This window comes from Halorubrum sp. BV1 (assembly GCF_000746205.1).
Lineage (GTDB): Archaea > Halobacteriota > Halobacteria > Halobacteriales > Haloferacaceae > Halorubrum.
Window position 1 is genome coordinate 77,977 of record NZ_JQKV01000006.1, and the last position, 14,024, is coordinate 92,000.

17 protein-coding genes are annotated in these 14,024 nt (G+C 68.2%); 10 read left to right on the forward strand and 7 right to left on the reverse strand.

All coding sequences use genetic code 11. From position 1 onward, the window contains the following. Positions 1–16: 16 nt before the first annotated feature. Positions 17–343, reverse strand: a complete 327-nt coding sequence (locus tag EP28_RS09930) for a DUF8022 family protein (protein WP_049983874.1) — start codon at positions 341–343, stop codon at positions 17–19. Further along, complete coding sequence (locus EP28_RS09935; RefSeq protein ID WP_049983875.1) at positions 343–1,887, reverse strand: acyl-CoA carboxylase subunit beta; 1,545 nt, start codon at positions 1,885–1,887, stop codon at positions 343–345. Before EP28_RS09935 ends, EP28_RS09930 begins: the two co-directional genes overlap by 1 nt. A gap of 319 nt (positions 1,888–2,206) precedes the next feature. On the opposite strand from EP28_RS09935, the gene EP28_RS09940 reads away from it, so the two are divergent. The 3 genes from EP28_RS09940 to rpl12p are packed head-to-tail and all read left to right on the forward strand — an operon-like array spanning position 2,207 to position 4,239. Continuing rightward, positions 2,207–2,845 (forward strand): 50S ribosomal protein L1, encoded by a 639-nt coding sequence (locus EP28_RS09940; protein WP_049983876.1) that lies wholly within the window; start codon positions 2,207–2,209, stop codon positions 2,843–2,845. Continuing rightward, positions 2,842–3,882, forward strand: coding sequence for a 50S ribosomal protein L10 (locus EP28_RS09945; RefSeq protein ID WP_049983877.1), 1,041 nt, complete (start codon positions 2,842–2,844; stop codon positions 3,880–3,882). Before EP28_RS09940 ends, EP28_RS09945 begins: the two co-directional genes overlap by 4 nt. Positions 3,883–3,900: 18 nt before the next feature. Next, a complete protein-coding gene (gene rpl12p / locus EP28_RS09950) occupies positions 3,901–4,239 on the forward strand; it encodes a 50S ribosomal protein P1 (protein WP_049983878.1) in 339 nt (112 codons plus the stop codon). Between the two features lie 120 nt (positions 4,240–4,359). On the opposite strand, the gene EP28_RS09955 is transcribed toward rpl12p, so the two are convergent. Continuing rightward, a complete protein-coding gene (locus EP28_RS09955) occupies positions 4,360–4,620 on the reverse strand; it encodes a hypothetical protein (RefSeq protein WP_049983879.1) in 261 nt (86 codons plus the stop codon). A 102-nt stretch (positions 4,621–4,722) separates the two neighbouring features. Further along, positions 4,723–5,193, reverse strand: coding sequence for a hypothetical protein (locus EP28_RS09960; RefSeq protein ID WP_049983880.1), 471 nt, complete (start codon positions 5,191–5,193; stop codon positions 4,723–4,725). Between the two features lie 158 nt (positions 5,194–5,351). Between EP28_RS09960 and EP28_RS09965 the strand changes: the two genes are divergently transcribed. Both EP28_RS09965 and EP28_RS09970 read left to right on the forward strand, forming a co-directional pair. Beyond that, positions 5,352–5,543, forward strand: a complete 192-nt coding sequence (locus EP28_RS09965; RefSeq protein WP_049983881.1) for a hypothetical protein — start codon at positions 5,352–5,354, stop codon at positions 5,541–5,543. 86 nt (positions 5,544–5,629) lie between these two features. Continuing rightward, positions 5,630–5,845, forward strand: a complete 216-nt coding sequence (locus EP28_RS09970) for a DUF7472 family protein (protein ID WP_049983882.1) — start codon at positions 5,630–5,632, stop codon at positions 5,843–5,845. Positions 5,846–5,848: 3 nt separating this feature from the next. On the opposite strand, the gene EP28_RS09975 is transcribed toward EP28_RS09970, so the two are convergent. Continuing rightward, on the reverse strand, positions 5,849–7,057 hold the full coding sequence (locus tag EP28_RS09975) for a DNA primase (protein WP_049983883.1): 1,209 nt from the start codon (positions 7,055–7,057) through the stop codon (positions 5,849–5,851). 63 nt (positions 7,058–7,120) lie between these two features. Beyond that, on the reverse strand, positions 7,121–7,792 hold the full coding sequence (locus EP28_RS09980; RefSeq protein ID WP_049983884.1) for an HVO_2922 family protein: 672 nt from the start codon (positions 7,790–7,792) through the stop codon (positions 7,121–7,123). A gap of 99 nt (positions 7,793–7,891) precedes the next feature. Between EP28_RS09980 and EP28_RS09985 the strand changes: the two genes are divergently transcribed. The 4 genes from EP28_RS09985 (at position 7,892) to thrC (ending at position 10,601) form a co-directional block, all read left to right on the forward strand. Next, a complete protein-coding gene (locus tag EP28_RS09985; protein ID WP_049983885.1) occupies positions 7,892–8,170 on the forward strand; it encodes a DUF8107 family protein in 279 nt (92 codons plus the stop codon). Between the two features lie 80 nt (positions 8,171–8,250). Beyond that, positions 8,251–8,928: a uracil phosphoribosyltransferase gene (gene upp / locus EP28_RS09990; protein ID WP_049983886.1), complete on the forward strand. Its 678-nt coding sequence runs from the start codon at positions 8,251–8,253 to the stop codon at positions 8,926–8,928. A 77-nt stretch (positions 8,929–9,005) separates the two neighbouring features. Then, a complete protein-coding gene (locus EP28_RS09995) occupies positions 9,006–9,218 on the forward strand; it encodes a DUF7569 family protein (RefSeq protein WP_049983887.1) in 213 nt (70 codons plus the stop codon). A 99-nt stretch (positions 9,219–9,317) separates the two neighbouring features. Then, positions 9,318–10,601 (forward strand): threonine synthase, encoded by a 1,284-nt coding sequence (gene thrC, locus EP28_RS10000; RefSeq protein WP_049983888.1) that lies wholly within the window; start codon positions 9,318–9,320, stop codon positions 10,599–10,601. Between the two features lie 169 nt (positions 10,602–10,770). Here the strand turns inward: thrC and serA are convergent, their stop codons facing one another. Next, positions 10,771–12,375, reverse strand: coding sequence for a phosphoglycerate dehydrogenase (gene serA, locus EP28_RS10005; protein WP_049983889.1), 1,605 nt, complete (start codon positions 12,373–12,375; stop codon positions 10,771–10,773). 285 nt (positions 12,376–12,660) lie between these two features. Here serA and EP28_RS10010 point away from each other — a divergent pair, with 285 nt between their 5' ends. Continuing rightward, positions 12,661–13,947 (forward strand): hemolysin family protein, encoded by a 1,287-nt coding sequence (locus EP28_RS10010; RefSeq protein ID WP_049983890.1) that lies wholly within the window; start codon positions 12,661–12,663, stop codon positions 13,945–13,947. Positions 13,948–14,024 lie beyond the last annotated feature (77 nt).

Consider the following 14,024-nt stretch of genomic DNA (forward strand, 5'->3'; position numbering starts at 1 on the left):
ATCCGCCCCGCCCGAGTCAGAACCGATCGGCGCGTCCCGCGGCGGTCCACGGGTCCGTCGGTGCGCCGTCCGCGACGCGGACTCGCCGGCGCTGGAGTCGGTCGATCCGACCGACGAACGACCACCGGTCGCCGTCCCAGCCCCCGTCGTCGCGCTCGGCGGCCACAGCCGCCGCGGCCGCTTCGCCGTCTCGGAGGTGCGCGGCGACGGCCGCCGCGATCGCGGCGGCCTCCGCGTCACCGGCGTCGTCGGGGATCGACAGTCCGGCGAGGGCGTCGCGGGGCGTCTGTCTCGTTCGATCTGGCTCGCGGTCGTCCGCGGGCTTGGGTGCGTCAGCTGCCATCAGATCGGGATGTTGCCGTGTTTCTTGTCGGGCGACTCCGAGCGCTTCCCCTTCAGCATCTGGAGGTCGGATATCAGTCGCGCACGCGTCTCCGTGGGTTCGATCACGTCGTCGATGAAGCCGCGGTCGGCGGCGGTGTAGGGGTTCGCGAACTCCTCGCGGTACTCGTCGATCAGCTCCTGTCGGCGCGCGTCCGGGTCGTCGGCGTCGGCCAGCTCCTCGCGGTAGAGGACGTTGACCGCGCCCTTCGGCCCCATCACCGCGATCTCCGCGGTCGGCCACGCGTAGTTCACGTCCCCGCCGATGTGTTTCGACGACATCACGCAGTAGGCACCGCCGTACCCCTTCCGGGTGATCACCGTCAGGAGGGGGACGGTCGCCTCCGAGAAGGCGTACAACAGCTTCGCTCCGTGACGGATGATCCCGTTGTGCTCTTGATCGGTGCCGGGCATGAACCCGGGCACGTCCTCGAAGGTGACGATGGGGATGTTAAACGCGTCACAGAAGCGGACGAACCGTGCGCCCTTCTGACTCGATTCGATGTCGAGCGTGCCGGCGTTCACGCGGGGGTTGTTGGCGACGACGCCGACCGAGTGACCGTCGAGCCGGCCGAAGCCGACGACGATGTTCTTCGCGAAGTTCTCTTGCACCTCGAAGAATGACCCCTCGTCGACGACGCTACCTATCACCTCTTTCATGTCGTACGGCTTGCGCGGCGCGTCGGGGACGATCTCGGTCAGCTCGTCGTCCGCGCGCTCGGGGTCGTCCCACGGCTCCACGCGCGGCGGGTCCTCGACGTTGTTCGCGGGGAGATACGAGAGCAGCCGCGCGATGTTGTCGAGTGCGTCCTCCTCGCTCTCCTCAGCGAAGTGCGCGACGCCGGAGGTCGACGAGTGCGTGACAGCGCCGCCGAGTTCCTCGAAGCTCACCTCCTCGCCGGTCACCGTCTCGATGACGTCCGGCCCGGTGATGAACATGTGCGAGGTGTCTTTCACCATGAACGTGAAGTCGGTGATCGCGGGGGAGTACACCGCGCCGCCGGCACACGGTCCCATGATCGCGGAGATCTGCGGGATGACGCCCGATGCCTCCGTGTTCCGCCGGAATATCTCCGCGAAGCCGCCGAGCGAGGCGACGCCCTCTTGGATGCGCGCGCCTGCGGAGTCGTTGAGGCCAACGACCGGCGCGCCGACGTCCATCGCCTTGTCCATCACCTTACACACCTTCTCGGCGAACACCTCGCCGAGCGAGCCGCCGAAGACGGTGAAGTCGTGCGCGAACACGAACGTCTTTCGGCCGTTCACCTCGCCGTATCCCGTCACGACGCCGTCGCCGGGGATCTGCTGTTCTTCCATCCCGAACGTGTGGTTTCTGTGGGTGCGAAAGCGGTCGAACTCGTGGAACGTCCCGTCGTCGAGGAAGTAGTCGATGCGCTCGCGCGCGGTCATCTTCCCCTTCTCGTGTTGGGAATCGATCCGGTCTTCGCCGCCGCCTTTCGCCGCCGTCTCGCGCCGCTCGCGGAGGTCGTCGATGCGGTCGTCCATCGTCACGCCGGACCACCCTGAATCATTACCTCGACGGTCACGAAGCGGCGTCAAAAGGATTCCCCTCTCCGACGTTTTCGGGATCGACGCCCGTCGAACGTCTGCTGTGACCTCCCCGGTCGCCGGTGCGGTGGCGACCGCGCTGCGGGCGCTGACGTGATCGAACCACTCCCGAGCGGCACTCACTGCCCCTGTCTGCGGTTCACACGCGGACGGGCGGTTCGACGCTTTTAAACCTCCGATGGACCACTTTCCGCTGAGACAGGCTTCGCCTGTTTCACTGACCCGTAGGAGCGACCTGCGTACTACGGAGGTGAAAATGGCAGACACAATACAAGAGGCCGTGACCCTCGCACTCGACGATGCCCCCGAGCGGAACTTCCGCGAGACGGTGGACATCGCCATCAACCTGCGAGACCTCGACCTCAACGATCCGTCGAACCGCATCGACGAGTCCGTCGTGCTGCCGGCTGGAACGGGGCAGGAAACACAGATCGTCGTCTTCGCGGAGGGCGAAACCGCCGTCCGCGCAGAGGAGGTCGCTGACGAAGTACTCGACAGCGACGACCTCGAAGACTTAGGAGACGACGACGACCGCGCTAAGGATCTGGCCGACGAGACCGACTTCTTCGTCGCCGAAGCCAGCCTGATGCAGGACATCGGTCGGTACCTCGGTACCGTCCTCGGTCCGCGCGGGAAGATGCCTACCCCACTGCAGCCGGACGACGACGTCGTCGACACCGTCAATCGGATGAAAAACACCGTGCAGCTCCGGTCGCGCGACCGGCGCACGTTCCACACTCGTGTCGGTGCAGAAGACATGGGTGCCGAAGCGATCTCGGACAACATCGACGTCATCATCCGCCGACTCGAAGCGAACCTCGAAAAGGGGCCGCTCAACATCGACGGGATCTTCGTGAAGACCACGATGGGTCCCGCAAAGGAGGTGCCCGTATGAGTTCGGTCCGCAAGACCGAGACGATCCCGCAGTGGAAACAGGAGGAGGTCGACGAGCTCGTCGAGTTCATCGACTCGTTCAACTCCGTCGGGATCGTCGGCGTCGCCGGCATCCCGAGCCGTCAGCTCCAGGCCATGCGCCGCGAGCTTCACGGCTCCGCGGACGTCCGGATGAGCCGCAACACGCTCACCGTCCGCGCGCTCGAAGCGGTGAACGATGGCGTCGAGGATCTGACCCAGTACATCTCGGGTCAGGTCGCGCTCATCGGCACGAACGACAACCCGTTCGGCCTCTTCAAGCAGCTCGAAGCCTCGAAGACACCCGCCCCGATCAACGCGGGCGAGGTCGCCCCCAACGATGTCGTCATCCCCGAGGGTGACACCGGCGTCGACCCTGGGCCGTTCGTCGGCGAACTCCAGACGATCGGCGCGGCCGCGCGCATCCAGGACGGCTCGATCATGGTCACCGAGGACTCGAAGGTCCTCGAAGAGGGCGAGGTCGTCGACGACGACCTCGCGAACGTCCTGACCGAACTCGGCATCGAGCCGAAGGAAGTCGGACTCGACTTAAAGGGCGTCTACTCCGAGGGCGTCCTCTTCGAACCGGACGAACTGGCGATCGACGTCGACGAGTACGAAGCGGACATTCAGGCCGCCGCGGCCGCCGCGCGCAACCTCTCCGTCAACGCCGCCTACCCGACGGCCGCCACCGCCGGCACCCTTCTCGCGAAGGCGTCCGGCGAGGCGAAGTCGGTCGGGCTGTTCGCGGAGATCGAGAGTCCGGACGTCGTGCCCGACCTCATCGGGAAGGCCGACGCTCAGCTCCGCGCGCTCGCCGCACAGATCGACGACGACGAGGCGCTCCCCGCGGAGCTACAGGGGGTCGAGGCGGCCCCGGCTCCGACGACGGACGACGCCGACGACGAACAGGCGGAGGAAGACACAGAGGACACGAACGACGCCGAGGACACCGACGACGACGCCGACGAGGACGACGGCGGCGACGGCGGCGACGGTCTCGGCGCGATGTTCGGCTAACACTACGAGGACACACCAATGGAATACGTTTACGCTGCGCTCATCCTGAACGAGACTGGCGAAGAGATCAACGAAGACAACATCACCGGCGTGCTGGAAGCCGCCGGCGTCGACGTCGAGGAGTCCCGCGTCAAGGCGCTCGTCGCCGCGCTGGAAGACGTCGACATCGAGGACGCCATCGAGACGGCCGCCGCGGCCCCCGCCGCCGGCGCGGCCGCCGGTGGCTCCGCGGACGACGACGCGTCTGACGACGGCGACGAGGAGGCCGACGAGGCCGACGCCGCCGACGAGGAGGACGAGGAGGAGGACGAAGACGAGGGCGACGGCGGCGAAGGTCTCGGCGAGCTGTTCGGCTGAGACCGGCTTCACCGCGCTCACGTCGTCTCGACAGACGTCGGGACGTGCCCGAAATTCTCTCATTTTTGCGCCCGCGAGTGGCGACTACACTCCGTCTCAGACCCGCGACTCGGAAGGTGGTCAGTCGTCGACCGGCTCGTAGCGCTCGTCTGCGGTGCGGTGGTACTGTTCGGCCGGTGACCGAACCCCGACGTAGAGACGCACGTCGGGGAACGAAAGCAGCACGCCGAGCACGGTCAGCGCGCTGCCGACGAGAAGCGCCCATCCCCAACTGGTGAATATCTCGACGGTGAACTGGAGCGCCCAGACGGCGGCGGCGACCGCGAGGACGCTCACGGCGAACCCGGCGCTCGCTTCCGCGCCCGCGGCGTCGGTCGTCATACTCCACGATTCTCGCCGTCCGAAATAAGCGGTTCCCGCCGGCTATCACTCGCGAGAATCGCGGGCCAACTGCCGGGTCGATCGGACGCCGTCGTGACCGCTTCAGGCGTCCGTTTCGAGCCGTTCGGAGGGGCTGACCGCCGTCGTGACGGCGTCGCCGTGAGTCACCGCGAGTCCGACGCCGACGACGGCGCCGTACGCGGCGATCGCGAGCCAACCGTACCCGACGAGTGCGAGTCCGTCCGCGCTCATTCCGCCGAGCACCCAGCCGAACGACACGGCGGTCCACGCGGCGAGCGCGCCGACGTAGAGGGCGAGCGGCGTCCCCGTGAGCGAGGTTCGTTCGAAGCGGTCGATACGATCGTCGGTCGCGTCGCTCTCTATGACCTCCTCTCGGCGGGCGAACATCCCCGCGGCGACGACCGTCCCGACCGCGGCGACGGCGAACCACGCGTACCCGACGACCGGAACCGCCACGGAGATGACGCCGAGCGCCCACAGCGCGGTGAATCCGCTGACTACCACCGCGAGCGCACAGTACCCCCGAAAGCACTGCGTTAACACATGTCTCATATAAGATGAGATATTATACTGAGATGTTATAAAATCACCGCCGGGCGAAGCGGGTCACGGCGGTCGCGGAGCCGTCGTCGCCCCCGAGACCGAACGCTAGTATCCAGTGTGATAACGACGCCCGCGAGTTTTTAACCCGCTCGGAAAAACCGGGCGTAATGAAAATCGTCGACGGCGACAGGATCGAGTGTGATCGGTGCGAGTCGGTGTTCCCGATCGAGGACGTCTCGCTGCTCGAAAAAGAGACGAACCGCGACTACGAGCGCGTGCTCTGTGCCGACTGTCTCGGGATCGTCGGCGTTCCTCAGGGGTACACGCTCCGTCGAGACATCAGTCACCTCGCGGGGTGAACCGTCGCGTTCTCGGAACAGATCACGTCGATCGCCACTGCCTGCCCATCGAAGTGCTTTTTTAGCGGCGAGGGAAACTCGCGGGCATGGAAATCGACGCGGAACTCCGTCGGCAGATCACGGTCTCGCTGCTGGCGGCCGCGGCATTCATTCTCGGGCTGGTCGGCATCGGGCTCACCTTCGGCGGGTCGGCCGCGCTGCCGGAGGCCGGCGCAATCGCTCTCGTCGCACTGCTCGCTGGATTCGTCCTGTTGATGGCGCTCGTCGGCGCGTACCTCATCCGCGCGAACGGTGACGACTGAGCGTTAGTCGGTCGCGTCAGCGCCCTCCTCGTTTTCACTCCCCTCGTCTGCGCGCCGTTCTCGCCAGTCCGTGATCTCGTCGGCCGCCGCCACCTGCTTCTCGTAGTACGCGAGGGGGTCGACGGCGACCTGCATGTGGTCGTCCTCGTTGTGACAGATCCCGTAGTTGGCGAGCGTCTCGCAGGTCGGCGGCGGGTACTGCGTTCCCCGGTCGTCCCGCAGGTACTCGGTCTGATACCGGATCCCCTCCGCGTCGAGGCTCGTGTCGGCACAGAAGGAGACGATTTCGTCCGGCGTCATCCCGATGCCGACGAGAAACGCCATCAGCGCGAACGATTCGGGCGGGGACAGCTCCGCGCCACGCTCTGCCTTCTCGATCAGGTTCGTCATACACGGCGGGAACAGGTCCGGGGCGACGACGTCGACCGGTCCGGCGTACGTCCGCTCGGAGAGCAGTCGCTTGAGGTCGGCCACACCAGACTCCAGTTCCGCCGCGATGCCGCCGTCGTCGGCCAGTTCGAAGGGAAGTCCCTCGCGGACGCGTTCGGTGACTGCGGATTCGAGCGCGCGCAGGAGGTCGTCGCGAGGGAGACGGACCGCGCCGTCGGCGAGCGCCCGGTTGACGAGCCGCCACGACTCACCCCACGACGGCGACGTGAGGCTGAGGTACGCCCCTACCGCGACGCGGTAGTGGTCGGCCGCGGGCCCCGCGCCTCCGCCTCCGCTTCCGACCGGGGCTCTGCCGGCCGCGCTTCCACCGACCGCGCTTCCGCTGCGCGGAGCGGTCCCTTCCGCCCGCACCGCGTCCTCGAGGTCGAACTCGTCGAGCAGGTCGTCGAGCGTGACGGTCGGCGTCGGCACCGATCGGAGTCCGTCGTCCGTCGCGAGGTCCCCGCGGACCCGGTCCATCGCGGTCGCCGCCTCCGCGGCGGCGTACTTCTCGATGGCGGGCTCGGAGTCGAGGAGCGAGACGAGTATCCGCGCGATCGGGTACGAGAGCAGTTCGCCCTGCGTGTCGTAGTCCGACTCGTCCGGGAACCGTCCGCTCTCCGATTCGACCGTCCCGTCGAGTAAGGCGCGCTCGACTCGCTCGCGGCCGCGCTCGACCGCCGGCGCGTCCGTCGCGACGAGTTCCGGCAGCGACACCGCCGCGTCGGCGACGGCCTCGCGGGCGCTCGCGAAGAACGGGTACTTGGCGTCGAGCACGTCCATGTCCGCTCCGAGGTAGCGACGGCCGGCGAATAAGCGGTGCGGTCCGTGCCGGGCCGGGCGCGGCTACTCGCCGGCCGTGTCCGACTCGTCGCCACGCTCCTCGACCGGCGCGCCCGGCGCGTTCGATTTCACGCTGCGGAGCCCCTGTTTCGCCTTCTGTTTCGAGGCGTACCCCTGACCGCCGTCGGCGATGATGTTGCCGTTGTCATGGCGGAGCCGCCAGCGCCGCTTGCCCGCCTTGTCCGTGAACAGCTCGAACGTCGCGCTGCTGCCCCCCTCTTCGGGCGGTTCTTCGTCGCTATCGACGTCGACCACGTGGCCTCCCGGGGCGTTCCGCTGGACGCTCTCGATGCCCGACCGCGCGTCGCGTTTGTCGGTGTACCCCTCTCCGCCGTCGGCGATGATGTTGCCGTTGTCGTGGCGAAGCCGCCAGCGCCACTTGTCGGCGGTGTCGGCGTATAACTCGAACGTCGCCTTGCTCGCGACGGCGTCGTCGTCGATCTCGCCGTCGGCCTCGGGCCACTCCATCTCGACTTCGAAGTGGACCGTCTCGCCCTGTCGTTCGAGTTCCACCTCGACGTCCGGTTCCGCCGCCGGGTCGGCCGTCACGGTTCCCGTCTCGTCGACGGGCACGGGTTCGCCCCGGCGGAGCGCCCGAGCGATGCGTCGGAAGTACGTCGCCATCGCCTGTCTGCTCCGGGGCTGTCGCGACTCGTGGACCGTTTCGTCTGTCATGCGTATACATCTCATACTCGGTGTACAAAACCCTGTGCCCCGTGTCCCCGTCCGGTCGCACGGACAAGACCTAAGTGGCGTTCTCTCGGCTGTCGACGTATGAGCGAGGAGTCGGAACGCGTCGAGACCCCCGAGGGGAGCGGCGACGCTGGCGACGAGCCGGCCGGTGAGGAGACGAAGGGGATCCGCGAAGGCGTCGAGGAGTCGACGGGTGACCCGCGGCTCATCCTCCTGTTGAACGCCGTGCTGTCGGGGTGGCTGGCGTGGACGGCAGTGTGGGGACTCGATCTCTTGGCCGTCGTCGACTACAGTCTCTCCACCGTCGGCGGTCTCGCGGCCGTGATCTTCGCGCTGACGTACGTCGTCGTGTTGCGGTGAGCGTCGCGACCCGAGTACGCTCGACCGCGGTCGGCCGCGGTTCGCCATCTTTTAACTCGAACGCGACCGGACATCCGTCGATGACCATCGAAGACCGCGACAACGCGCACCTCATCACGCACGCGCTGGCGACGGACACCCTCTCGCGGCTCCGCGACGCCGAGACCGAGCAGGTGGCGTTCCGCAAAGGGCTGGTGAAGCTCGGCCGCATCTGCGGGTACGAGATCATCGACGGCGCGATGGAGACCGAGTACGTGCCGGTCGAGACGCCGCTCGAAGAGACGACCGGCGAGCGCGTGAAGGGGCTCGACGACGTGGTGATAATCAACGTCCTCCGGGCCGCGACCCCGTTCGTCGAGGGGCTGCTCAAGGCGTTCCCGCGCGCGAAACAGGGCGTCATCTCCGCCGGTCGCGACGAGGACGCGGGGATGACCGACGACGGCGAGTTCCCGATCACCATCGACTACGTGAAGCTGCCGGAGATCCGACCCGAGGACACCGTCATCGTCGCCGATCCGATGCTCGCGACCGGCTCCACGATGGCCGCCGTCCTCGACCACGTCCTCGCGGAAGCCGACGACTTCGAGGACCTGTTTGTCCTTTCCGCGGTCTCTGCGCCCGACGGACTCATCCGCGTGAGCGAGGCGGTCCCCGAGGCCGACCTGCTGACGGTCGCGATCGACGACCGCCTCGATGACGAGGGGTTCATCGTCCCCGGCCTCGGCGACGCCGGCGACCGCGCGTTCCGAACGGTCTGACTCCCGCCGCGGTCGGACGTCTCCGCCGTCAGACGCTCTCGACGTACATTTAAGAGCCATCCCCGCGACCGATCGGTATGAGCAACGCGGCGACGAGCGAGCCCTGCGACGCCTGTGGCGACCCCACGACGGACGCGCTCGCGCGGACCGTCCGCCTGAGCGTCGACCGCGCGAACATCGACACCCAGCGCCTGTGTCCCGACTGCTTCGCCGACTGGATCCGGCGGTATCAAGACCGGATGGCCGGCCGCGACGGCGATGGCGGCGACTCGGAGATCATCGTCGACTGACGGGCGTCATTCGAGTTTCGGCTCCGCCGGGGTTGTCCCCCCGGCAACGTCCGACCGGACCGCCCGTCTTAAGCCCCGTCGGCACGGACGCCGAAGCAAATGGATCTCGCCATCGACGCCCCCGCCCCGTCGGCACCCGACTGCGCCGACGACGGGACGTGGCTCGCCTGCATCGAGTGCGACGAGACGTTCGCTCCCTTCGCGACCGTGCGGTACACCTGCGACGAGTGTGACGGCTTACTGGAGGTTCGCTACGACGACCCGCCGACGTTCGACGAGTTCGGCGCGGGCGCGCCGACCGAGGGGCCGGACCGCGGCGTCTGGCGCTACCGCGAGGGGCTCCCCTTCGATCTGGGCGTGACGCTCCCGGAGGGCGACACGCCGCTCCACCGCGTCCCCCGCATCGAAGACGAGGTCGGCGTCGACGCGCTCCGGATCAAACACGAGGGGATGAATCCCACCGGCTCGTTCAAGGACCGCGGCATGACCGTCGGCGTCCGCGTCGCCAAGGAGCTCGGCGTCGGCGCGCTCGCCTGCGCGTCGACGGGTAACACCTCCGCGGCGCTCGCGGCCTACGGCGGCCGCGGCGACATGGAGACGCTCGTGTTGCTCCCGCAGGGAAAAGTCGCCGCGGGGAAGATTGCACAGGCCAGTCTCCACGGCGCGCGCATCCTCGAAGTGGACGGCAACTTCGACGCCTGCCTCGACATCGTTCAAGAGTTGGCCGCCCGCGGCGAGGCGTACCTGCTCAACTCGCTCAACCCCTTCCGCTTGGAGGGCCAGAAGACGATCGGCTTCGAGATCTTGGAGGCGTTCCGCGACGACTACGGGACGTTCCCGGACCGGATCGTCCTCCCCGTCGGCAATGCCGGCAACACCTCGGCGCTGTATAAGGGATTCCGCGAACTCGTCCAGTCGGGCGCACTCGCCGTCGACGAGGTTCCCACGCTCACCGGCGTGCAGGCGGCGGGCGCGGCACCGATGGTGGAAGCGATCGAAGAGGGCAACGACGAGATCCGCCGCTGGGAGGAGGTCGAGACGCGCGCGACCGCGATCCGCATCGGCAACCCGGTCAACGCGCCGAAGGCGATCCCCGGAATCAGGAACACCGGCGGCACCGCGGTCGCCGTCGAGGACGACGAGATCACCGAGGCGCAGCGACAGCTCGCCGAGGAGGGCGTCGGCGTCGAACCCGCCTCCGCCGCGAGCCTCGCCGGGCTGAAGAAGCTCCGCCGCGAGGGCGTCGTCGACGACGACGAGCAGGTCGTCTGTCTGACGACCGGCCACCTGCTGAAAGACCCCGATGCCGCCTACGAGGCCGGCGGCGACCCCGAACCCGTCCCGAACGACGTCGACGCCGTGGTCGAGCACCTGCACGAGTGATCGTCGCGGGAGCGTCGTCACTCCCGTCAGGACCGGGGACGCAACCACCGACGGCGCGAGCTGCCGCCGCCTCGATCTGAGAGCGGACGCCAGATCGGTCTATCGTCGTATGCCGTGTGAAACCCGTCCCGCGTGGAAACTACGGTCCGGACAGTCGGGGACCCGACGCTTACTCCGCCTGTCGCTCGTCCGCACCGTCCAGCGTGATCTCGGTGATCTCCACGATCCGGTCGTCGTCGAGCAGCTCCTCGATCGCGGCGTCCGGCACGTCCTGGTCGAGGTTGTAGACGGTGAGCGCCTCGCCGCCCTGCGTCTCGCGGGCGTTGAACATCCCGGCGATGTTGACGTCGTGGTCGCCGAGGACGGTACCGATGAAGCCGATGACACCGGGCTCGTCCGTGTTGCGTGCGACGAGCATGTTGCCGTACGGGACCGCGTCGACACGGAAGCCGTCGATCCGGACGATGCGGGCGTCCTCGCCGGCGAAAAGCGTCCCTTCGACGGAGATCTGGTCGTCGCCGTTGTTGACGGTGACCCGGACCAGACTCTGGAAATCCTCCGTCTGACGGGTCTTCGACTCGGTCACCTCGATGCCGCGCTCCTCGGCGAGCCGCGGCGCGTTGACCGCGTTGACCTGCCACTCCAGCGGCTCGAAGACGCCCTTGAGCGCCGACGCCGTGACGAGGTCGACGTCCTCGGCGGCGATGTCCCCCTCGTAGGTCGCCTCGACCTCGGTGATGCGCCCGTCGAGCAGCTGTGCGGCGACCTTGCCCGCGGTCTCCGCCACGTCGAGATACGGCTCGATCCGCGGGAAGGCGGTCTCGTCGACCGAAGGCGCGTTGAGCGCGGTCAAGACGGGCTCGTCGGCGAACGCCGAGAGAACGGCCTCGGCGGTGTCGACGGCGACGTTCTCCTGGGCGGCCTCGGTCGAGGCTCCGAGGTGCGGGGTGACGACGACCTCTTCGACGTCGAGAAGCGGCGAGTCGGTCGGGAGCGGCTCCTCGGCGAAGGAGTCGAGCGCGGCACCCGCGAGCACGCCGTCGTCGACTGCCTCGGCCAGCGCGTCTTCGTCGACGATGCCGCCGCGCGCGCAGTTGATCAGGTAGCCGCCCTCCAGCTGGGCCAGCTCGTCCTCGCCGATCATCCCCTCGGTCTCGGGTAAAAGCGGCGTGTGGATCGTCGCGAAGTCGCCCGCCGCGAGCGCGTCGTGGAGGTCGTCTGCCAGCTCCGCCCCCAGACGGTCCGCGCGCTCCTCGGAGATGTACGGGTCGTAGACGACGAGATCCATGCCGAGCGAGTCGAGCCGCTTTGCGACCTCCTGCCCGACGCGGCCGAGCCCGACGATGGTGAGCGTCTTGTTGTTCACCTCGGTGCCGAGGAACTCGCCTTTCGCCCACTCGCCGCCGACGAGGCGGCTGTGGGCCTGCGGGATGGAACGCGCAACGGCGAACGTCATCGCGACGGTGTGTTCGGCGGCGGCCCGGACGTTTCCGTCCGGCGCGTTGGCGACGATGACACCGTGGTCGGTCGCAGCCTCGATGTCGATGTTGTCGACCCCGATCCCGGCGCGGCCGACGATGACGAGGTCCTCTGCGGCCTCGAAGACGGCCTCGTTCACGTCGGTGCCGGAGCGCACGATGAGCGCGTTGGCGTCGCTGACGGCCGCCAAGAGCGCGTCGCCTTCGGCTTCGTAGTCCGTTTCGACTTCGTGGCCGGCGTCTCGGAGTCGGTCCAACCCCGCGTCCGCGATGGGGTCGGTCACGAGTACCTTCATACGCGTGTCCACCGGCGGCGCGAGGTTAACCCTTTCCGAATCGCGCCGTTTTGCCGCCTAGATGATCCGCTATCGTGCATACCGAACCCCAACGTTTCCCGTGGAAAGTGCCCGTTCGTGGGTATCCATCGGAACGCGACTGGCCGCGCGGTCGCGGCTCGGCGACCGCGGACTCGCGCCACGTCGGCGGGCGAACGCGGATCCGCCCGGTGCTCGCGTCGCTCCGGCGGCTCGTTTCGAGGCGTGTGGCGGCACTACCTTTTATATCGGGACACACATCCCGGTATGGACCTCACCATCGCCTTCGCGGGCGTCGCCGCCATCGTCGCGCTGACGGGCATAAGCGCCTTCTTTTCCAGTTCCGAGCTCGCCGTCTTCTCCGTGGCGAGCCACCGCGTCGACTCGCTCGTCGCGGCGGGCGTTCCGGGGGCGGGGTCGCTCGCCGCGCTGCGCGAGGACTCACACCGCTTCCTCGTCACCGCCCTCGTGAGCAACAACATCGCCAACATCGCGGCCGCGTCGGTCGCGACCGCGGTGTTCGTCCGGTTCGGGTTCTCCGCCGGTACCGCAGCGACCGGGTCGACCGCGGTCACCTCCGTGTTCGTCATCGTGTTCGGCGAGATCGCGCCGAAGTCGTACGCGGTCGCACACGCGGAGCGACACGCCCTCCGCGTCTCGCGGCCCGTCCTCGCGATCCAGCGCGCCCTCCGTCCGGTGTTGTTCCTGTTCGAGGCGCTTTCCGGCGTCGTCAACCGGTTCACCGGCGGAGAGTCGGCGATCGAGTCGTACCTCACCCGCGAGGAGATCGCGACGCTCGTGCTGTCCGGCGAGGCGGCGGGCGCGCTCGACGCCGACGAGAGCGCGATGATCCGCGGCGTCCTCGACTTGGAGTCGACCCGCGTCGCGTCGGTGATGGTCCCGCGCACGAACATGGTCTCGCTTCCGGACACCGCAGCTCCGGCGGACGTGCTCTCGACGGCCGCACGCGAGGGCGTCACTCGCCTGCCGATCTACGGGGAGAACCGCGACGACGTGGTCGGCGTCGTCGACGTGCGCGACGCGATCCGCGCGACCGAGACGGGCGACGACCTGGCGAGCGCCCTGCGCGAGGCGACGTTCGTTCCGGAGACCCAACCGCTCGACGAGTTGTTCGAGCGGATGCGAAGCGAGGGGTTCCGTCTCGCCGTCGTCGTCGACGAGTTCGGCGCGGTCGTCGGCCTCGTCACGCTCGAAGACGTGGTCGAGGAGGTGGTCGGCGAGCTCGTCGGCCGGTGGGAACACGACCACGTCGACGTGGTCGCACCGGACACGGCCGTGGTCCGCGGCTGGACGACCGTGGCACACCTCAACGAGACGCTCGGGCTCTCGCTGCCGAGCGAGGGCGTCGAGACGGTCGCCGGGCTGATCACCCAGCGGCTCGGCCGCGTCCCGGCCGAGGGCGACCGTGTCGAGATCGGCGGTTCCGCGCTCGTCGTCACCGGCGCGACCGCGACGCGGGTCACCCGCGTCCGCGTCGAACACGCGGGCGCTCTCGGGGGCGACGGGGACGCCGACGAGGCGGGGGACGCGTAGACCGACGACCGTCGGTTTCCCGTAACACAACATACATATCCGTCGGTCCGGTTCTTTCAGTATACGCGTTCTCTCAT